Here is a 20,695-nt window from a genome sequence, read left to right on the forward strand (position 1 = left end):
ACGAGGAGCGGACGGGGAAGCGTGGTGCCGGCCCCCGCTCGGCACGCCGCCCCGCCACGCCCGGCACCACGCTTCCCCGTCCGCTCCTCGTCGCGCTCGTCATGCCACCCAGGCTCGCCGTCCCGACCCGGCCCCGAGGCGGACCGGAGCCCTCCTGTGGACGGAGCCCCGGGCCTCCCGGCCAGTGGAGGAGCGGCCGCCGCACGGCGCCCGATGTGCTCAACAACCCGCGAAGGGGTACTGTCGGGGCCGCTCCGGACACCGCAACGCCGCTCGGACGGCGATCCAGCCGACCGCCGGGGCACCGTGCACCACCCGGCACGGCGGCGGGAACCCAGGAGCATCGTGTCGACCAGGACCACCGAGCACGGCGAGGACCGTGCGTTCAAGGGGAAGGTCACGCTGTTCGCCGTCGCGGCGGCGGTCGGTGGCTTCCTCTTCGGCTTCGACTCGTCCGTCATCAACGGGGCGGTCGACGCGATCAAGGGGGAGTTCGACCTCTCCGACGGCGCCAGCGGGTTCGCGGTCGCCTCCGCCCTCATCGGGTGTGCGTTCGGCGCGTACTTCGCGGGACGCTTGGCGGACCGGTTCGGTCGTACCCGGATCATGTTCTGGGCCGCGGTGCTGTTCTTCGTGTCCTCGATCGGGTCGGGGTTCGCCTTCGCCACGTGGGACTTCGTCATCTGGCGCCTCGTCGGCGGACTCGGCATCGGCACCGCATCGGTCATCGCACCCGCCTACATCTCCGAGGTCTCCCCGAAGGCGATCCGTGGGCGCCTCGCGTCCTTCCAGCAGCTCGCGATCACGCTCGGCATCTTCGCCGCCCTGCTCTCCGACCAGTTCTTCGCGGTCACGGCGGGCAGCGCGTCGGCGGACGTCTTCGGCCTGCCGGCTTGGCGCTGGATGTTCCTGGTCGGTGTCGTCCCGTCGATCGTCTACGGCATCCTCGCGATCACGCTGCCGGAGTCGCCCCGGTACCTGCTCACCAAGGGCCGCGAGGACGACGCGCGTGAGGTCATGGGCAAGATCGTGCCCCGTGACACCGTGAACACGAGCCTGGAGGAGATCCAGGACGGCATCCAGAAGGAAGCGAACGAGAAGAAGGGCTCGATCCGCGGCAACCGCTTCGGCCTGCAGCCCATCGTCTGGGTCGGCATCATCCTCGCCGTCCTGCAGCAGTTCGTCGGCATCAACGTGATCTTCTACTACTCGACGACGCTGTGGCAGGCCGTCGGCTTCAAGGAGAGCGACTCGTTCCTCATCTCGACCATCACTTCGGTCGTGAACGTCCTGGTCACGTTCATCGCGATCTTCCTCGTCGACAAGGTCGGCCGGAAGCCGCTGCTCGTCGCCGGTTCCGCGGGCATGTTCGTCTCGCTGACGATGGTCGCCATCGCGTTCTCGCAGGCCCGCATCGTCGACGGCGAGCCCTCGCTGCCCGGCGCCTGGGGCGTCATCGCCCTCGTCTTCGCCAACCTGTTCGTCGTCTCCTTCGGTGCGACCTGGGGCCCGCTCATGTGGGTGCTGCTCGGCGAGATGTTCCCGAACCGCATCCGCGCCACCGCGCTCGGCATCGGCTCGGCGGCGAACTGGATCGCGAACTTCATCGTCACGATCTCGTTCCCGGTGCTGTCCGGCTTCAACCTGACGGTCACCTACGGCATCTACGCGCTCTTCGCGCTGCTGTCGCTGTTCTTCGTCATCGCGAAGATCCCCGAGACCAAGGGCCGCTCCCTCGAGGAGATGGGCATCTCGGCCGAGGGCGACACGGTCAGCGCCAAGGCCTGACGCTGCCGCCCACCCAGCCGGGAGGCCCGGATCGCGTGACCCTGCCGGGTCGCGTGATCCGGGCCTCCTTCCTCTGTTAGCATCTATCCAGCAGCGCGCTGGTCGCGCTGACTTCGCGTGTCCACCAGTGCCGGCCTCCGGCACGTCCCGCGGCCATCGGTCCCGCTCTCACGAGCGGGCGGTCACGGGGCTGGGCGCCAGGGGCCACGACCACCGGTCGTGACCGACACAACCGCAACCGTGTGCACGGGCTCCGTCCCGTGCGCCGAGAACAAGGAGGGACGGCATGGCCGTCGTCACCATCCGCCAGCTGCTCGACAGCGGCGTCCACTTCGGACACCAGACCCGTCGGTGGAACCCGAAGGTGAAGCGCTTCATCCTCGCCGAGCGCTCGGGCATCCACATCATCGACCTGCAGCAGTCGCTGGCCTTCATCGACCGTGCGTACGACTTCGTCAAGGAGACGGTCGCGCACGGTGGCACGATCCTCTTCGTGGGCACCAAGAAGCAGGCGCAGGGCTCCATCGCCGAGCAGGCGACCCGCGTCGGCCAGCCGTACGTCAACCAGCGTTGGCTCGGCGGTCTGCTCACGAACTTCCAGACGGTCTCCAAGCGCCTCGCGCGCATGAAGGAGCTCGAGGAGATCGACTTCGACGACACGACGAAGGGCTTCACCAAGAAGGAGCTCCTCATCAAGAAGCGCGAGCTGGACAAGCTCCACAAGACCCTCGGTGGTATCCGCAACCTCACGCGGACCCCGAGCGCGCTCTGGATCGTCGACACCAAGAAGGAGCACCTCGCCGTCGACGAGGCGCAGAAGCTCGGGATCCCGATCATCGGCATCCTCGACACCAACTGCGACCCGGACGAGATCACCTACCCGATCCCGGGCAACGACGACGCGATCCGCTCCGTCGGCCTCCTCACCCGCATCGTCGCCGACGCCGCGGCCGAGGGTCTGAAGACCCGCCACAACGGTGGCGACGACGACGCGGCCGCCGAGCCGCTCGCCGAGTGGGAGCAGGAGCTCCTCGGTGGCGACAGCGCGACGCCGGCCGCCGACGCCGCCCCCGAGGGTGCGACCGTCGCCGAGAACGACGCTGACGCTCAGGTCGCCGCGAAGGAGATCGGCGAGCCGATCGCCGACGCCGACAAGAACGCCGAGCCGACGGCCGAGGCCGCCGCCGCTGCGGAGACCACCCCCGCCGAGTGAGCACCCGGGGCGCCGGACCGTCACCGGTCCGGCGCCCCTGCTCCGCTCCCCACTCTCCACACACGCACAGTCCAGAAAGGACTCCAGGCAATGGCAAACTTCACCGCTGCTGACGTGAAGAAGCTCCGCGAGGACCTCGGCGCCGGCATGATGGACGCCAAGAACGCCCTCGTCGAGGCTGACGGCGACTACGACAAGGCCGTCGAACTGCTCCGCATCAAGGGCGCGAAGGCCGTCGCCAAGCGCGACGACCGTGCGACCTCGGAAGGCGTCGTCGTCGCATCGGCCGACAACGGTGCCGCCACCGTCGTCGAGCTCGCCAGCGAGACCGACTTCGTCGCGAAGAACGAGAAGTTCACGACCCTCGCCGACAAGGTGCTCGGTGCGGTCGCCGCTGCCGGTGCCACCGACGTCGCCTCGGCGAACGCGGCCCCGCTCGACGGCAAGACCGTCCTCGAGGTCGTCAACGAGAGCGCAGCGGCGCTCGGCGAGAAGCTCGAGGTCCGCACGGTCCGCCGTGTCGAGGGCTCGGCCTTCGAGATCTACCTGCACAAGACGAGCCAGGACCTGCCGCCGCAGATCGCCGTCGTCGTCGCCTACGAGGGTGACAACGCCGCCGAGGCCCGTTCCATCGCGCAGCACGTCGCGTTCGCGAACCCGTCGTACCTCACGCGCGACGAGGTCCCGGCCGACGCGATCGAGAAGGAGCGCGCCACCGTCGAGGCGATCACGCGCGAGGAGGGCAAGCCCGAGGCCGCCCTCCCGAAGATCGTCGAGGGTCGCGTCAACGCCTTCATCAAGGGCATCTCGCTCCTCGACCAGGACTACGCGAAGGACAACAAGATCTCCGTCGCGAAGGCCGCCGAGAACGCCGGCATCACGATCCAGGGCTTCGCCCGCGTCAAGGTCGGCGCGTAACGAACCCATGACGGGGCCAGGAACCAACCGGTTCCTGGCCCCGTTGTCGTGCGCCCCGGCGCACCGAGTACATTTCCACGAGACCACGACGAAGGGTGCTTGACACATGACCGACGAGAAGACCGGACGCCGACGGGTCCTGCTGAAGCTCTCGGGAGAGGCGTTCGGCGCCGGTTCCCTGGGCGTGAACCCCGACGTCATCAGCTCCATCGCGAAGGAGATCGCGAACGCCGCTCGCGAGGTCGAGGTGGCCGTGGTCGTCGGTGGGGGGAACTTCTTCCGCGGTGCCGAGCTGTCGCAGCGCGGCATGGACCGGGGCCGCGCGGACTACATGGGCATGCTCGGTACCGTCATGAACGCCCTCGCCCTCCAGGACTTCCTCGAGCAGGCCGGCGCCGCCACCCGTGTGCAGTCGGCGATCAGCATGACCCAGGTCGCCGAGCAGTACATCCCGCGTCGCGCCGAGCGGCACCTCGAGAAGGGCCGCGTCGTCATCTTCGGTGCGGGCGCCGGCCTGCCCTACTTCTCGACCGACACCGTCGCCGCGCAGCGTGCGCTCGAGATCGGTGCGGACGAGGTGCTCGTCGCCAAGAACGGCGTCGACGGCGTGTACTCCGCCGACCCGAAGAAGGACCCGACCGCCGAGAAGCTGCACCACGTCACCTACCAGGACGCACTCCTCAAGGGGCTCAAGGTCGTCGACGCCACCGCGTTCTCGCTCTGCATGGACAACGGCATGCCGATGCACGTGTTCGGCATGGAGGGCGAGGGCAACGTCCGCGCCGCGATCCAGGGCGAGCGCATCGGGACCGTCGTCAGCAACTGACCGGGTCCCGACCGCCGACTGACTAGACTCGACCCGTACCGAAGGAGAACCACCGTGATCAGTGACGTCATGACCGAGGCGACCGAGAAGATGGCGAAGGCCGTCGACGTCGCGAGGGACGACTTCGCCACCGTCCGCACCGGCCGCATCAACGCCGCGCTCTTCCAGAAGATCCCGGTCGAGTACTACGGTTCGCCGACCCCGCTCGCGCAGCTCGCGTCCCTCCAGACGCCGGAGGCCCGCACCCTCATCGTGACGCCGTACGACAAGTCGGCGCTCAAGGAGATCGAGCGTGCGATCGCGACCTTCCCGAACCTCGGGGCCAGCCCGACGAACGACGGCGAGATCGTCCGCGTGACGATCCCCGAGCTCTCGGCCGAGCGCCGCAAGGAGTTCGTGAAGATCGTCAAGGGTAAGGGCGAGGACCACAAGGTCGTCCTCCGCAACATCCGCCGCAAGGCCAAGGACGACCTCGACGCGCTGAAGGGCGAGGTATCCGACGACGACATCGCCCGCAGCGACAAGGAGCTCGACGCGCTGACGAAGAAGCACGTCGACCAGATCGACGAGGCGCTGAAGAAGAAGGAAGCCGAACTCCTCGAGGTCTGATGCGCCGTCCGGACCAGGGCGACGACCGCCCCACATCAGATGACCGCCGCATGACGGGGTTCCGACAGGACTTCGACGCGCGGGCGAGGGCGGCCCGGAGCGACTTCGAGGCGCAGATCCGGCAACGTCGTGCCGAATTCGGTGTGCGCAACGAAGCACTGACCGCCCGCACCGGGCGGAACCTGCCGGCGGCGATCGCGATCGCACTCGCGTTCGCGGTGGTCATGCTCGCATCGCTCCTGGTCTTCAAACCGGTGTTCATGCTCGTCGCCGCGTTCCTGCTCGGCGTCGGCGTCTACGAGCTCGCGAGCGCGATGCGGTTCGCGGGTCGTGACGTCCCGAGGATCCCGAGCGTCGCGGTCGCGGTCGCGACCGTCCCGGCCGCCTTCCTCGGCGGGCAGGACTGGGCGCTGTCGACGCTGCTCGGCGGCGTCGTCGTCATCTCGGTGTGGCGCCTCGTGGAGGTCGCCTTCGCCCGCACGAAGCCGTCGGCGCAGAACGTTGTCCGCGACCTCACGAACGGGTTGTTCGTCCAGGCGTACGTGACGCTGCTCGGTGCCTGCGTGGTGCTCCTGTCCGCGCAGGACCACGGCGAACGCTGGGTGATCGCGTTCATCCTCGTGGTCGTCGCGGTGGACACCGGGGCGTACGCGACCGGCATCAACCTCGGCAAGCACCCGATGGCGCCGCGCATCAGCCCGAAGAAGACGTGGGAGGGCTTCGGGGGATCGGTCGCGGCGAGCATCCTCGTCGGCATCCTCGTCACGTGGCTGATGCTCGGACTGCCCTGGTGGACCGGGATCATCCTCGGGGTGCTCATCTCCGGATCGGCCACGCTCGGGGACCTCACCGAGTCGATGATCAAGCGCGACCTCGGGATCAAGGACATCTCTTCGTTCCTGCCGGGCCACGGCGGGCTGCTCGACCGGATCGACAGCATCCTGCCGTCGGCGGCCATCGCGTACCTGATGTACCTCGTCATCGTGCGCTGACCACACCCCGGACGGGGCTCCGCGCACGCTGTCCCCGCGCGTCCAGGAAGTGCTCCGACACAGGACTGGCACAATGGCGCCGTGCCTTCGACGTTCCCGACTGCCCCCCGCTCGGTCCTCGGCTACGACGCCGACGAGGTCGAGCGTTTCCTCGAGGACGCTCGGCGTGCCTACACCGCGAACGACAGCGCCCCCGGGATCGAGGCGGCGAAGATCCGCGCGACCGCCTTCTCGATGAAGAAGGGCGGCTACTCGACGCAACACGTCGACGCCGCGCTGGAACGTCTCGAGGACGCGTTCGCCGCACGTGAGCGTGAGCGGGAGATCGCCGACGTCGGCCAGAAGGCCTGGTACGCGGAGGCTCGGAGCAAGGCGTCCGACGTGGTCGCACGACTCGGCCGACCCGACGGGCAGCGGTTCCAGCGCGTGAGCGTCCTGACGACCGGCTACCACCCGAAGGACGTCGACGCGTTCTCGCGCCGGCTGCACGGCTACTTCAAGGACGGCAAGCCGCTGAGCCTGACCGAGGTCCGGTCGATCGTGTTCCGTCCGAAGCACGGCGGGTACCGCGAAGCCCAGGTCGACGCCCTCCTCGACGCCGTCGTCGAGGTCATGCTCGCCGTGCGCTGACGGACCGGCGCAACGGGCCGCATCGGCGCCTGCCGAATCGCCGTCCCCAGGTGCTTCGCTTTCCGTGATCGTTCCGTTATCCTGGTCGGACTCATGGGCAGGCACACGGCAGACACTCGATCCGACCGCGCGAACCGCGAACTGCACGATCACGCGATCGTCAGCGAGCGACGAGCGGCGAAGAACCGAACGCGCACGGCGGAGACCTCGGTCGTCCGTCCCACCCCGGCCCAGCAGGAGCAGCCCGTCGCTCCCGTCATCGCGCCGGTGTCCGTCGCAGCGAACCGCGTCTCCGACGCCGAGGCCACGCGCGCCGCAGCTGTGGTGACCGCTCCCGCCGCCCGGATCGTCCGCCGGTCCCGCGCGCGGTCCGTCGCGCCGTCGAAGCCGTCGACCCCGCGGTCCTTCAACGGGTTCGTGCGGCAGCGTTCGACGATCCCGGCGATGTCGTTCCTCGCCGTGTCGGCCTTCGTCGGTGGATCGCTGTTCAACCCGATGCAGACCGACGCCGCCACGGCCGCGCCCGTGCTCGCCCCGGCTCCGATCTCGACGCCCCAGCAGTTCTCGGCGCACGGCACGTACGGGGACTTCGACGCGGCCCGCGACGGGTTCGACGTCGTCAAGCCCGCGCCGAAGCCGACTCCCACGCCGACTCCGACCGCCACGCCCGCGGGGACCGACAGTGCGTCGAGCGACACCGCGTCGACCGAGGACGACGCCACCGCAGCGCAGCCCGCCGCGAGCACGCCCCTGGCCGCCACCGCAGCGACGCCGGACCCTGGTAGCGCCCAGGCGATCGCGCAGCAGATGGTCGCCGCCCGCGGGTGGGGCAACGACCAGTACAGCTGCCTGGTCTCGCTGTGGAACAAGGAGTCGGGCTGGCGGGTGAACGCCTACAACCCGAGCGGTGCGTACGGCATCCCGCAGTCCCTCCCGGGCAGCAAGATGGCCTCCGCCGGTGCCGACTGGCAGACGAACCCCGCCACGCAGATCACCTGGGGACTCAACTACATCACCGGTGTCTACGGCACGCCCTGCGGCGCCTGGGCGCACAGCGTCTCGTACAACTGGTACTGATCGGCGATCGCGGTGCCGCGGAGCAACCGGCCGCGTCGCCCGCGTGGTCGTGGCCACGATGACGTCCCTGAGGGCGCCGGACTCGAGCGACTGACGGGCGGCTGGCGCCGGACCGAAGTCCGTCGTGGCCGCGAGTGGTCGGTACAACCGATCTCGGCAGCATCGGCGCAGAAGGAGTACCTCTGTCCGGGCTGCGGCCTGACGATCGAACCCGGGACCGCGCACGTCGTCGTGTGGCGTGCGGACGGGGTGCTCGGCGACGCCGCCGACCTCGCTGCGCGCCGTCATTGGCACCACCACTGCTGGAGCATCGCATGACGACCGGACACCCCGAGGGACACGCCCGCGAGTCGGTCGCGCCCGGCGAGGAGATCCGTTCCGGCACCGTGCTGCCCGCTCGGCGGACGGACGTGGAGCTCGTCACCGACGACCACCTGACGCTGGTGGGGGAGTTGGCCGAGCCGCTCGACCGACCGGCACGGGGAACACTCGTCACGTTGCACCCGCTGCCCACCGCGCAGGGCTTCATGGACTCGCACGTCCTGAAGAAGGCCGCGGCCCGGCTCCCCGCGCTGGCCGACCTGGCCGTCCTGCGGTTCAACTTCCGCTCCGTCACCTCACCGCGCGGGACGTCCGAGGGTGTCTTCGGCGACGGGGTGTCCGAGGGCTTCGACCTCCGGGCCGCCGTCGACGAGGTCGTCGCGCGGGGCCTGCCGACGCCGTGGCTCGTCGGGTGGTCCTTCGGGACGGAGGTCATCCTGAAGCACGCCCTCGAGCACGTCGAGGCCGGGAACGTCGCCGGGGTCGTCCTGCTGTCGCCACCGCTGCACCGGACCACCGACGAGGAGCTCGCCCGGTGGTCGGGCGTGGGCGTGCCGGTGGTCGCCCTCGTCCCCGAGCACGACGACTTCCTCGTGCCGGACGATGCGGTCCGCCGGTTCGCCGTCGCACCGGACGTCCGGGTCGTGCCCGTCGCCGGCGCGAAGCACCTGTGGGTGGGGGAGAAGTACGTGCGGGTCGTCCTCGACGCCGTCGCGGACCTCGTCGTGCCGGGTAGCGCTCCGCTGCCCTCGCACTGGCCGACGCAGGCCTAGCCCGACCAGCGCCGGCCCCGGGCGACCGGTCAGTGCGCCGCGTCGCCGTCCGTCTCGAGCCGAGCCTGGTCCGCGTCGACCGTGGCGGGACGAGCGGCGCCCTGCTCCTCGATGACGCCTGCCGCGTGCGTGAGCACGCCCCGCAGGTTCTCCAGGTAGCCGGCCACGGCCTCCCGCTCGGTGCGGATGGCGCCGAGACGGTCCTCGGCCTCGGCCAGCAGGAGCGCCGTCCGCTCCTCGGCGTCGGCCACGAGTCGGTGCGCACGTTCCTGGGCGTCCCGGACGAGGTCCGCGGCTCGTTCCCGGGCGTCGGACTCCTGCTGTCGTGCGACGTCGGCGGCCTCCCGCTCGAGGCGGTCGGCGATCTCCCGGGCGGCGGCGGCGCGACGCGTCGCCTCGGCGAGCTGCAGGTTCGCCTCGTCGAGGTACTTCTGCGTCTCGGTCACGGTGGCGCGGTGGCGTTCCAGGTACTCCTGCTCGGCGTCGTCCCGTCGAGCGGCCAACTCCGTCTCGAGGGCGGCCCGAGCGTCCTCCCGTTCGCGTTCGACGGTCGCCCGGGCTTCGTCGCGCTCCTGCGCGAGGGCGGCGCGTGCCGTGTCGATCTCCTGTCGCAGGGCGGTCCGCTCGGCGAACAGGGCGTCGAGCTCGGCGCTCCGTCGATCGGCGATCTCGGTGTCGACCTCGGCGTGCTCGCGCTCCCGCCGTGCGGCGAGTTCGTTCTCGTGCTCCCGTGCAGCCCGCTCCGCTGCGGCTTCGGCGGCCTCGCGCTCCCGCTGGATGCGGTCGAGGTGGTCGGCCGTCTCGCGCTCGATCCGTTCCGTGGTCTCCTGGACGCGGCGGGCGTTCTCGGCGGCGGTCTGCTCGGTGTCGACACGGAGCTGCGCGTGCGCGGCCTCGATCTCCTGCTCGAGCGCGGTCCGCGCCCCGGCGAGTTCGCGTTCCCACGTGGCCCGGGCGGCGGCGAGGTCCTCGTCGAGCTGTCGGCGGCGGTCGTCGACCTCGGCTGCGAGTTCAGCGCGGCGGCGGTCGACCTCGCCGGCGAGCTCCGCGCGCGCGCTCTCGACCTCGAGGTCCAGGGCCTGTCGGGCTGCGCCGTGTTCGCGCTCCCAGGCCGTGCGCGCCTCGGTGAGGGTGCGGTCGAGGGCTTCGCGGCGGGTGCTCTCCTCGCGGTCGAGGTCCTCGAGTCGGCGGGTCTGGTCGGCTTCGAAGACGCTGCGACGGTGCTCCGTCTCGCGCTCGAGGTCGGCGGCGGCACGGCGGGCGGCTGCCGACTCCCGCTGCGCGACCTCACGGAGTTCGGCGACCTCGTGCTCGACCTGGGCGCGGAGCGCGTTCGTCTCGCGGATCGCGACCGACCGCACCTCGGCTGCTTCGGTCACGGCGGCCCCGCGGACGGCGGCGGCCTCGTTCCGGGCGTCCTGCACGAGGATCCCGGCTTCGGCACGCGCCCGCTCCACCGTGTCGGCCGACTCGGCCCGGGCGCGGGAGAGCTCGTTCGTCGCCCGGGTCCGCGCGTCCTCGAGCGTGTCGTGCGCCTCGTCGCGTGCTTCGCGCAGGACGCGCTCCGCTTCGGTCCGGCTGGTGGCACGGAGCCGCTGGGCGTCGATGTCGGCCTGGCTGATGAGCCGCGTCGACTGTTCCTCGGCCACGCGGAGCGTCGACTCCAGGCGGGTACCGAGGCCGCTGTACGTCGGCGTGCCAGCCTCGTCCAGTTCGCCCTGCAGGTCGGAGACGCGGGACTGCAGCAGGCGGATCTCCTTCGCCGCCTCGGCCCGGTCGGTGTTCGACTTGATGAGCTCGCGGCGGAGGTCGTTCAGAGCACGGTCGACCTCGTCCTTGCGGTACCCCCGCAGTTCGGTCCCGAACTCTGCCTCGTCGTTCGCCACGCGTCGCTCCCTGCGGTCGTCCCGGACCACCCCGTGCGGTCCGGACCCCGAGTGTAGTGGTGCGTCCAGGTCGGCCCCTGGAGGCGTGGACCAGGCCCGGGGGATGCGCCTCACAGCTGTCCTGGGTACCCTGGACCGTTGTTTCGCGCGCCGTCCACCCCACCCCGGCGCGGAGGGAGAGAGTCCGTGCGGTTCGTCCTGGCGATCGTCAGTTTCGTCATCGGGGTGCTCCTCGTCGGTCTCGGCGTCGGGCAGCGCACGGTGTTCGCGCCCCCGTCCTCGATCGTCGCCGCGACCAGCGGTACGACGTCCGCCCCGGTGACCGTGATCCCGGGGAGCGTGCTCAACGCCAACCCCGGCTACCAGCGCATCAGCGTCTCCGGCACGGGGAAGGTGTTCGCGGCCTACGGCAGGACGTCGGACGTCGACGCCTGGGTCGGCGATGCCGCACACACGACCCTGCGCTACGACGCCGCAGCGGGCAAGCTCACGGCGCGCACCACCGGGACCGCGACGGAGGTGCCGGACCCGCGGGGCAGCGACCTCTGGTACCAGGAGTACGACGACGCCCGGCAGTTCACCGTGCGGCTGCCCGCGGACGTGTCCCTCGTGGTCGCCTCCGACGGGTCGGCGCCGGCCCCGTCGGACGTCTCCGTCACGTGGCCCCGCGACACCGCGACACCGTCCGTCGGTCCGCTCCTGACCGTCGGCGGGTTGTTCGTCCTCGGTGGGGTCGTCCTGCTGGTCTGGGCGTTCCTGCACCAGCGTCGGTCCCGTGGTCCGCGTCGTCGGAGCGGGGGCGGACGACCGCCGCGTGTCCGTGCCTCCCGTCGTGCCGCCGCTGCCGGGGCACAGGTCCCGGCACGGAGCCGACGCGGTCGTCGGTCCTTCGTGGCCGTGCCGGTGCTCGTCGCCGGTGCGCTCGTGCTGAGCGGTTGTTCATCCGAGTACTGGCCCCAGGGCGGCGACGCGGGCGCGACGCCCACACCGACCGCCACGGCGACCGGCGGTGCCGCACCTGCCCCGGCCACGGCCGCCACGAAGCAGCAGATCTCGCGGATCGTCTCCCGCGTCGCCGACGTCGCCGAGCAGGCGGACGCGGACAAGGACGCCGACCTCGCCGGTACCCGGTTCGCCGGACCGGCCCTGGAGCTCCGGAAGGCCAACTACGCGATCCGGGACGCCGATGCAGAGGCGAAGCCGCTGCCGGCGATCGCGGCGGACGACGTCTGCGTGGCGCTCCCGCAGCAGACGGACTCCTGGCCGCGGACGGTCTTCGCAGTCGTCGCCGCGGACTGCTCCGACGAGCAGACCGCCCCGCAGGCGTTGACGCTCGTGCAGCAGGACGCCCGTTCCGACTACAAGGTGGAGTACGCCGTCTCGCTCGAGGCGGACGCGCAGCTGCCCTCGCTCGCCCCCACCGCGATCGGTGCCGCGCAGCTCGCCCCGGACTCGAAGCTCCTCGCGCTCGCTCCGGACGAGGTGGCGGCGGCCTACGCGGACATCCTGTCCAAGGACGCCGAGAGCCCCTCCGCGGACCTGTTCGCGGGTGACGGCGACGACCTCCGCACCCGGATCGGCAAGTCCTACAAGGACGAGAAGGCGAAGTCGCTGGACGACACGGCCGAGATCGCGTTCTCCTCGGAGATCCCGGACGACACCCCGCTGGCACTCGCCACGAACACCGCGGGTGCGCTCGTCTCCGTGGACCTCGACGAGGTCGAGGAGGTCACGCCGACGGCCACCGGGGCGAAGGTCAACACCGAGGGCGCCGTGAAGGCGCTGTCGGGCGTCGACTCGAGCACGAAGGGCGTGCGGGCGACGTACGGCGTCCAGCTGCTCTTCTCCGTGCCCCCGGTGGGCTCGGACGACAAGATAGAACTCCTCGGGTTCACCCAGGGCCTGATCGCAGCTAGTGAGGTGCAATGACCAACGTCCCCCCGACCCCGTCCAGCCTGCGCGGAGCGGTCGACCTCTCGTCCCTCGTCGACCGCGCACAGCGGCCGCAGACCGCCCCCGCGACCACCGGTGCCGGTACGCCCGCGCCGACCGGTGCGGGACAGCCCGACGGCGTCCTGAGCGTCCCGTCGCTGGTCATGGACGTCACGGACCAGAGCTTCCAGGACGTCGTGCAGCTGTCGACGGTCGTCCCGGTCATCGTGGACATCTGGGCCGAGTGGTGCGGGCCGTGCAAGCAGCTCTCCCCGGTGCTCGAACGTCTGACCGAGGAGTACGCCGGCCGTCTCGTGCTCGCCAAGGTCGATGCCGACACGAACCCGCAGCTCGTGCAGGCCTTCCAGGCGCAGTCGATCCCCACGGTGGCCGCGGTCATCGGTGGACGTCCGCTCGGACTGTTCGTCGGTGCACTGCCGGAGGCCGAGGTCCGCGACGTCTTCGAGCAGGTGCTCCAGGCCGCCGAGCAGAACGGCGTCGCGGGCCGCGTGCAGGTCGACGGCGCTGCGGACGTGCCCGAGGGCGCCGAGCAGGGTGAGCCGGAGCCCGAGCCGCTGCCCCCGCACCACCAGGCCGCGTACGACGCGATCGAGCGCGGGGACTACGCCGCCGCGATCGCGGAGTACCGGACCGCGATCCTGCAGGACCCGCACGACCAGATGGCCGTCGCCGGGCTGGCGCAGGTGTCGCTCCTCGACCGGCTGTCCGGACGGACCGCGGACGAGATCCGCGCCGCCGCGGGAGCCGACCAGCGCGACGTCGCCGCACAGCTCGCGGTCGCCGACCTCGACGTCAGCGGCGGGCACGTCGAGGACGCCTTCGGACGCCTGCTCGACCTCGTGCCCACGGTCTTCGGCGAGGACCGCGAGGCACTCCGGGTCCGTCTGGTCGAGTACTTCGAGCTCATCGGCTCCGAGGACCCGCGCGTCGTCGCGGCGCGACGCCGGCTCGCCAACGCCCTCTACTGAGCAGCCGCGGAGCGGCCCCACGACGGACGGGAGGCCCGGTACCAGCTGGTACCGGGCCTCCCGTCCGTCGTCGCGTCGGTGCGCTACTCCGCCAGGCGCAGCCAGACCGCGCCGAGCGGCGGCACCACGAGGTTCGCCGAGGCGGGCCGGCCGGCCCACGGGACGTCCTCGGCCTGCACGGCGCCGAGGTTGCCGACACCGGAGCCGCCGTAGGCCGACGCGTCGGTGTTCAGCACCTCGTTCCACGTCCCCGCGGTCGGCAGACCGAAGCGGTGCTCGACGGGGACGCCCGAGAAGTTGACGAACACGGCGATGCGCTCGTCACCGGCCTTGCGGAGGAAACCGAGCGTGGAGTGCGGTGCGTCGCCGCCCTCGAGCCACTCGAAGCCGTCCTGCGTGGCGTCGTGCGTCCAGAACGCCGGGTTCTCCTTGTAGACACGGTTCAGCTCGGCGACCAGGTCCTGGACACCGCGGTGTCCCGGGTCGTCGAGGAGCCACCAGTCGAGACCGTTCGCCTCGCTCCACTCGCTGGGCTGCGCGAACTCCTGTCCCATGAACAGCAGCTGCTTGCCCGGGTGCGCCCACATGAACGCCAGGTAGGCACGGACGTTCGCGAGCTTCTGCCACTCGTCTCCGGGCATCTTGCCGTAGAGCGACCCCTTGCCGTGCACGACCTCGTCGTGGCTGATCGGCAGCGTGAACTGCTCGCTGAACGCGTAGACGAACGAGAACGTGATCTCGTCGTGGTGGTAGGAGCGGTACGCGGGGTCGCGCTCGACGTACTGGAGCGTGTCGTGCATCCAGCCCATGTTCCACTTCTGGCCGAACCCGAGCCCGCCTGCGCTCGTCGGCTGCGTGACACCGGGCCACGAGGTCGACTCCTCGGCGATCATCACGATGCCGGGGTAGCGCTTGTACGCGGTGGCGTTCGTCTCCTGCAGGAGCGTGATCGCCTCGAGGTTCTCGCGGCCGCCGTGGATGTTCGGCAGCCACTCGGTGCGGGAGTAGTCGAGGTACAGCATCGAGGCCACGGCGTCGACGCGGAGGCCGTCGATGTGGAACTCCTCCAGCCAGTACAGCGCGTTCGCGACGAGGAAGTTCCGCACCTGCGGCTGCCCGAAGTCGAACACGTAGGTGCCCCAGTCGAGCTGCTCGCCGCGACGGGGGTCCGGGTGCTCGAACAGTGCGTAGCCGTCGAACTTCGCCAGCGCCCACTCGTCCTTCGGGAAGTGCCCGGGGACCCAGTCCATGATGACGCCGATACCGGCCGAGTGCAGCCGGTCGATGAGGTAGCGGAGGTCGTCGGGGGAGCCGAAGCGCGCGGTCGGCGAGTAGTACCCGGTGACCTGGTAGCCCCACGAGCCGCCGAACGGGTGCTCGGCGAGCGGCAGGAACTCCACGTGGGTGAAGCCGGTGTACTGGACGTGCCCGATGAGGTCGTCCGCGACCTCGCGGTAGCTCAGGCCGGGGCGCCACGAGCCGAGGTGCACCTCGTAGATGCTCATCGGCCGGTCGTGGGTCGTCGACGCGGCACGCTCGGCCATCCACCGGTCGTCGCCCTCGGACCAGGTGTGGTGGGCGCTCGTGATGACGGACGCGGTGAGCGGCGGGACCTCGGTGCGGCGGGCGAACGGGTCCGCCCGCTCCACCCAACCGCTGTCGGTGAGGATCTGGAACTTGTACCGCTGGCCCTCGAGGGCGCCGGGCCAGAACAGTTCCCAGACGCCGAGGTCGTTGAGACGGCGCATCGCGGTCGTGCGGCCCTCCCACCCCTCGAAGTCGCCGATCACACGGACGGCGGTGGCGCGGGGCGCCCAGACGGCGAAGGCGACGCCCTCGACGTCGTCAACGGTCTGCACGTGTGCGCCGAGGTGGTGCCAGAGCTGCTCGTCGCGGCCCTCGCCGAACAGGTGCAGGTCGAGCTCGCCGAGCGTCGGGGCGAACCGGTACGCGTCGTCGGTGGTCCAGGTGGCGTCGTCTTCGTAGTCCGCCTCGACGCGGTAGCGGCCGAGCTCGCCGGTGGTGGCACCGGCCCAGACGCCCTCGCCCTCGTGTCGGAGCTCGACGTCGTCGCCGTCCGGACGGACGATCCGGACCGCCGTGGCCAGGTGGCGGACGACGCGGACGCTCGTCCCGCCCTCGACCGGGTGCGGGCCGAGGACGTCGTGCGGCTGCGACCAACGGCCTTCGGCGACCTGCTGGCGGATCCACTCGTCGACCGGTGCGGGGACCGGCTCGGTGGCCGTCGCGGACGCCGTCGTGGTCTGCGGCGGGACCTCCGTCCGGGAGGCGGGGGTCGCCTCCGGAGCGACAGGCGCGTCGCTGGTCAGCCCGCCGGCGAGCGTCGCCGACTCCGGGACGTCCCGGGAGGGCGACTCGGGCTGCGCGGCGGGCGCGCCGGGCAGGTCCTCGCCGGGTGCCGAGGTGTTCGGCTCGACGCGCTCGGTCCGGGGCTGCTCCGACCGACGGGGGAGCGCGGGCGGCGGCGGCGGGACCGGGGGCAGGCCGGGGCCGGTGCCGGGCGTGCCCGCCGCGGGGGCCGACGTGGACGGCTTCTGCTCGGGTGTGGTGTTCGGGTCGGTCATCGGTGCGGTCCTTCCACGACGAGCAGGTGCACGGGCTCCTGGAAGGCATCCAGGCGCACGTAGTTGGCGGAGCCCCAGGTCCAGCGGGCACCGGTGACGACGTCGCGGACGTCGAACAGGGTGCCGGGCTCGAGCCCGAGGGCGGTGAGGTCGAGGTGCACGGTGGTCTCCCGCGAGGAGTGCGGGTCGACGTTCGCCACGACGATGACGGTGTCGTCACGGCCCGATCGGTTGTACTGCCCGGGCAGGTGCTTCGAGTACACGACGATCGCGTCGTCCTCGGCGGAGTGGATCGTCGTGTTCCGGAGCTGGCGGAGCGCGGGGTGCGCCGACCGGAGGCGGTTGAGCATCGTCACGTACGGGGCCAGGCTCGCGCCCTCGGCCTCGGCGAGCGCGAAGTCACGCGGCTTGTACTCGTACTTCTCGTTGTCGATGTTCTCCTCGGAACCCGGCCGGGCGACGTCCTCGAAGAGCTCGTACCCGGAGTACATGCCCCAGGTCGGGGCGCCGGTGGCGGCGAGGGCGGCACGCACCTTGTACCCGGCGCGACCGCCGTACTGCAGGAACTCGGTGAGGATGTCCGGCGTGTTCACGAAGAGGTTCGGGCGCAGGTAGGCGCTCGTCTCGTGGGACAGCTCGTCGAAGTAGGTCTCGATCTCCTCCTTCGTGTTCCGCCACGTGAAGTACGAGTACGACTGCTGGAACCCGGTCTCGGCGAGCGCCCGCATCATCGCCGGGCGGGTGAACGCCTCGGCGAGGAAGACGATGTCGGGGTGCTCGTCGCGGACCTCGCGGATGACCCGCTCCCAGAACCAGAGCGGCTTGGTGTGCGGGTTGTCGACGCGGAAGATCCGGACACCGAACGCGATCCAGTGCCGCAGGACCCGCAGGACCTCGGCGACCAGGCCCTCGGGGTCGGTGTCGAACTGGATGGGGTAGATGTCCTGGTAGCGCTTCGGCGGGTTCTCGGCCGTGGCGATCGACCCGTCGGCGCGGACCGTGAACCACTCCGGGTGCTCGGTGACCCAGGGGTGGTCGGGGGAGCACTGCAGGGCGAAGTCGAGCGCGACCTCCATCCCGGTGTTCTTCGCCGTCTCGACGAAGTCCCGGAAGTCGTCCTCGGTGCCGAGGTCGGGGTGGATGGCGTCGTGGCCGCCCTCGGGGCCACCGATGGCCCAGGGGCTGCCGGGGTCGTCGGGGCCGGCGGTCAGGGTGTTGTTCGGTCCCTTGCGGGCCGTCGTGCCGATCGGGTGGATCGGCGGCAGGTAGACGACGTCGAAGCCCATCCGGGCGACGGCGGGCAGGCGACGTGCCGCGGTGCGGAAGTCACCGCTCTTCCACGAGCCGTCCGGGTTGCGCTTGGCGCCCTCGCTGCGGGGGAAGAACTCGTACCAGGCACCGACTCCGGCGCGGGTGCGCTCGACGTCGAGCAGCTGCGTCGCGGAGCGCGTCCGGAGCGAGGTGAGCGGCGACTCGGCGAGCTCGGCGACGACACGGGGGTCGTCCACGGCGGCGAGGCGCTCGGCCGGGTCGAGGTCCTCGTCCTGCAGGCGGGCCGCTGCGCGGGCGGCCGTGGTCGAGTCGGTCTCGGCGGCGAGCCGCTCGAGGAGCGCGGCGCCGTCGAGCAGGGTCGCGTCGGTGTCGACGCCGGCGGCGATCTTCAGCCGTGCGCCGTGCACCCAGCTCGCCCAGTCGTCGGCGTAGGACTCGATGTGCCACTCCCAGACGCCGACGCCCTCGACCTGCACGGTCGCTTCGTACCGGTCGGTCCCGGGTGCGACGAGGGTCAGCGGGACGGTGCGTGTCGCGCCGTCGGGCCGGACGAGGACGAGGTCGGCGCCGATGACACCGTGTCCCTCTCGGAAGACGGTCGCGCCGAACGTGATCACCTCCCCGTCGAAGCCCTTGCCCGGGAAGCCGTTCGGCGTCGTCGGGGCGAGTTCGGTGATCGGGATGCGCCCGATCTTCGGACGCCGGGGTCGGTCTACGGAGGCCACGGAGCAGACGCTACCCGGCCGGGCCGTCCGTGTTCCCCGTTTGGTGTGTCGGGCCCGGCGGACCGGCCGCGGCGCGACGGATCGTCAGACGACCTCGAAGACGTGGATGCCCGGACCGTAGGCCGTGAACACGGTGCCGGCGGGGCGGTGCCGCTCGTGGTCCCGGTGCTTCTCACTCGACCACGCCAGCCGGTACGCGAAGACGTCCTCGCGGGACGGCAGCGTGATGTCGCGGGTGCGGCCGCTGCCGTGCACGACGACGAGGACGCGGTCGTACGGCTCGTGCTCCGGGGTGGACTCGACGAAGTACTGCAGCGCGCGGTGGATCGGCTGGTCCCAGCCCTCGGCGGTCATCGGCAGACCGTCCGGGCCGTACCAGGTCATCCGGGACGCCGACGGCGTGGTCTGCCCGGGGACGCCGAAGCGTGACGGACGGAGTGCCGGGTGTGCGGCGCGGAGGCGGGTGAGGGCCGCGACCGTCTCGGTCATCGACTCGGCGTCCTCGTCGTCGGACCAGTCCACCGGGGTCAGGTCCTCGGAGACGACGTACGCGTTGTTGTTGCCGTGCTGGGTGCGGCTGCGTTCGTCGCCCGCGGTGATCATCGGGACGCCCGCGGACAGCAGCACGGTCGCCATGAGGTTCCGCATCGACCGACCACGGGCAGCGCGGACGCCGCGGTCCGCCGTCGGGCCCTCGACGCCGTGGTTGAACGAGCGGTTGTCGTTCGAGCCGTCGCGGCCGTCCTCGCCGTTCGCCGCGTTGTGCTTGGCGTCGTACGACACCAGGTCGTGGAGGGTGAACCCGTCGTGGGCGGTGACGAAGTTGACGCCGGAGAGCGGCCCGCGGCTCCCGAACAGGTGCTGCGACCCGGTCAGTGCGCCGGCGAGGCCGCCGATCCCGGTGTCGGGTGAGCCGTGCCGGCGTTCGTCGGCGACGTCCCCGAGCCAGAACTTCCGGACGGTGTCCCGGAAGCCGTCGTTCCACTCGAGGGTCCCGGCACCGAACGACCCGGTGCGCCAACCGTCCGGGCCGACGTCCCACGGCTCGGCGATGACGAGGGTGTCCTGCAGGTCCGGGTGGCTGCGGATGCGGTCGAGCAGCGGGTGCTCGGGGTCGAACCGGTGGTCGGCGTCCCGGGCGAGCGCGGCCATCAGGTCGAAGCGGAACCCGTCGACCTGCACCTCGCGCGCCCAGTAGCGCAGGCTGTCGAGGACCAGGTCGGCGGTCGCCTCCACCGAGGTGTCGAGCGTGTTGCCGCAGCCCGTCGTGTCGTAGTAGGTGTCCGTGTCGGACCACCGGTAGCGGTTCGCGCCGTCGATGCCGCGCAGCGACGTGGTCGGGCCGCCGAGGCCCTCCTCCGCCGTGTGGTTGTAGACGACGTCGAGCACGACCTGGATGCCGGCCTCGTGGAGCAGTCGCACCATGCCCTTGAACTCGCGGAGCACCGCGTCCGCACCCGCTGCCCGTGCGGCGGCGGAGGCGTGCCCGGCGTGCGGGGCGAAGAACCCGAGCGTGTTGTAGCCCCATGCGTTCTCGCGCCCGGCCTCGCGGAGCCAGCGTTCCGTGTCGAACGCCTGCACGGGGAGGAGTTCGAGCGTCGTCACGCCGATCCGCTGGAGGTGCGCGATGGTGCTCTCGTGCGCGACGCCCGCGTACGTGCCGCGGAGGTCCTCCGGCACGGCGGGGTTCGCCGCGGTCAGGGTGCGGACGTTCGCCTCGTAGACGACCACGCGGTCGCGGGGCACCTCGGGCTTGCCGACACCGCCCCAGTCGAACGCACCGTCCACGACGACGCTCGTCCACCGGGGGTGGCCGTCCGTGTCGGCGCCGTCGACCGGGTCGTGCCCGGTGGGGACGATGCCCCGCGCGTACGGGTCGAGGAGCGGCAGCGCCGGGTCGAACCCGTGCCGCGGCCCCGTCGGCCCGTCGACGCGGAGGTGGTACGCGTCACCCGCTCGGACGCCGGGGGTGACCGCGGTCCACAGGTCGGAGTCGCCCTGCCGGGTGAGGTCGAAGCGTCCGCGGCCGTCGACGACCACCGCCGCGGCCGTCGCCGTCGCCGACCGGAGCGCGAAGCGCGGGTCGCCGTCGTCGAGCCGGAAGCCCGGGATGGTGTCGATCGCCGTCTGGTACACGACCCCAGGGTACGAGGACACCC

At 71.3% G+C, this 20,695-nt stretch carries 16 protein-coding genes; 12 read left to right on the forward strand and 4 right to left on the reverse strand.

Going from position 1 to position 20,695, the window contains the following annotated elements:
* The first annotated feature begins 345 nt into the window (after positions 1-345).
* The 10 genes from DEI95_RS08945 (at position 346) to DEI95_RS08990 (ending at position 9,147) form a co-directional block, all read left to right on the forward strand.
* On the forward strand, positions 346-1,788 hold the full coding sequence (locus DEI95_RS08945; protein WP_258365872.1) for a sugar porter family MFS transporter: 1,443 nt from the start codon (positions 346-348) through the stop codon (positions 1,786-1,788).
* Between the two features lie 286 nt (positions 1,789-2,074).
* Positions 2,075-3,001, forward strand: coding sequence for a 30S ribosomal protein S2 (gene rpsB / locus DEI95_RS08950; RefSeq protein WP_110825190.1), 927 nt, complete (start codon positions 2,075-2,077; stop codon positions 2,999-3,001).
* A gap of 90 nt (positions 3,002-3,091) precedes the next feature.
* Positions 3,092-3,919, forward strand: coding sequence for a translation elongation factor Ts (tsf, locus tag DEI95_RS08955; RefSeq protein WP_110825189.1), 828 nt, complete (start codon positions 3,092-3,094; stop codon positions 3,917-3,919).
* Between the two features lie 106 nt (positions 3,920-4,025).
* Positions 4,026-4,745: a UMP kinase gene (gene pyrH / locus DEI95_RS08960; RefSeq protein WP_110825188.1), complete on the forward strand. Its 720-nt coding sequence runs from the start codon at positions 4,026-4,028 to the stop codon at positions 4,743-4,745.
* A gap of 54 nt (positions 4,746-4,799) precedes the next feature.
* Complete coding sequence (gene frr / locus DEI95_RS08965; RefSeq protein WP_110825187.1) at positions 4,800-5,354, forward strand: ribosome recycling factor; 555 nt, start codon at positions 4,800-4,802, stop codon at positions 5,352-5,354.
* Between the two features lie 50 nt (positions 5,355-5,404).
* A complete protein-coding gene (locus tag DEI95_RS08970) occupies positions 5,405-6,346 on the forward strand; it encodes a phosphatidate cytidylyltransferase (protein ID WP_110825186.1) in 942 nt (313 codons plus the stop codon).
* 81 nt (positions 6,347-6,427) lie between these two features.
* Positions 6,428-6,976 carry a DivIVA domain-containing protein gene (locus tag DEI95_RS08975; protein WP_110825185.1) on the forward strand — a complete coding sequence of 183 codons (549 nt, stop codon included), beginning with the start codon at positions 6,428-6,430 and terminating at the stop codon, positions 6,974-6,976.
* 93 nt (positions 6,977-7,069) lie between these two features.
* A complete protein-coding gene (locus tag DEI95_RS08980; protein ID WP_110825184.1) occupies positions 7,070-8,053 on the forward strand; it encodes a transglycosylase SLT domain-containing protein in 984 nt (327 codons plus the stop codon).
* Positions 8,054-8,065: 12 nt separating this feature from the next.
* Positions 8,066-8,371 carry a hypothetical protein gene (locus DEI95_RS16980; RefSeq protein ID WP_181419523.1) on the forward strand — a complete coding sequence of 102 codons (306 nt, stop codon included), beginning with the start codon at positions 8,066-8,068 and terminating at the stop codon, positions 8,369-8,371.
* Entirely contained in the window at positions 8,368-9,147 is a 780-nt protein-coding gene (locus DEI95_RS08990) for an alpha/beta hydrolase (protein ID WP_111060032.1), read from the forward strand. Before DEI95_RS16980 ends, DEI95_RS08990 begins: the two co-directional genes overlap by 4 nt.
* Positions 9,148-9,176: 29 nt before the next feature.
* On the opposite strand, the gene DEI95_RS08995 is transcribed toward DEI95_RS08990, so the two are convergent.
* A complete protein-coding gene (locus tag DEI95_RS08995; RefSeq protein WP_181436257.1) occupies positions 9,177-11,033 on the reverse strand; it encodes a hypothetical protein in 1,857 nt (618 codons plus the stop codon).
* A gap of 186 nt (positions 11,034-11,219) precedes the next feature.
* On the opposite strand from DEI95_RS08995, the gene DEI95_RS09000 reads away from it, so the two are divergent.
* On the forward strand, positions 11,220-12,962 hold the full coding sequence (locus DEI95_RS09000; RefSeq protein WP_110825182.1) for a hypothetical protein: 1,743 nt from the start codon (positions 11,220-11,222) through the stop codon (positions 12,960-12,962).
* On the forward strand, positions 12,959-13,954 hold the full coding sequence (locus DEI95_RS09005; protein ID WP_111060033.1) for a tetratricopeptide repeat protein: 996 nt from the start codon (positions 12,959-12,961) through the stop codon (positions 13,952-13,954). Before DEI95_RS09000 ends, DEI95_RS09005 begins: the two co-directional genes overlap by 4 nt.
* A gap of 83 nt (positions 13,955-14,037) precedes the next feature.
* On the opposite strand, the gene glgB is transcribed toward DEI95_RS09005, so the two are convergent.
* The 3 genes from glgB to DEI95_RS09020 all read right to left on the reverse strand — a co-directional run bounded on the left by glgB (position 14,038) and on the right by DEI95_RS09020 (position 20,693).
* On the reverse strand, positions 14,038-16,539 hold the full coding sequence (glgB, locus tag DEI95_RS09010; RefSeq protein ID WP_258367550.1) for a 1,4-alpha-glucan branching protein GlgB: 2,502 nt from the start codon (positions 16,537-16,539) through the stop codon (positions 14,038-14,040).
* Positions 16,536-18,536 carry an alpha-1,4-glucan--maltose-1-phosphate maltosyltransferase gene (locus DEI95_RS09015; RefSeq protein ID WP_110890922.1) on the reverse strand — a complete coding sequence of 667 codons (2,001 nt, stop codon included), beginning with the start codon at positions 18,534-18,536 and terminating at the stop codon, positions 16,536-16,538. Before DEI95_RS09015 ends, glgB begins: the two co-directional genes overlap by 4 nt.
* Positions 18,537-18,620: 84 nt before the next feature.
* Positions 18,621-20,693, reverse strand: coding sequence for a glycogen-debranching protein (locus DEI95_RS09020; RefSeq protein WP_258367551.1), 2,073 nt, complete (start codon positions 20,691-20,693; stop codon positions 18,621-18,623).
* Between the last annotated feature and the right edge of the window lie 2 nt (positions 20,694-20,695).

Origin of the sequence: Curtobacterium sp. MCBD17_008, from assembly GCF_003234475.1 — a bacterium.
Classification (GTDB): Bacteria; Actinomycetota; Actinomycetes; order Actinomycetales; family Microbacteriaceae; genus Curtobacterium.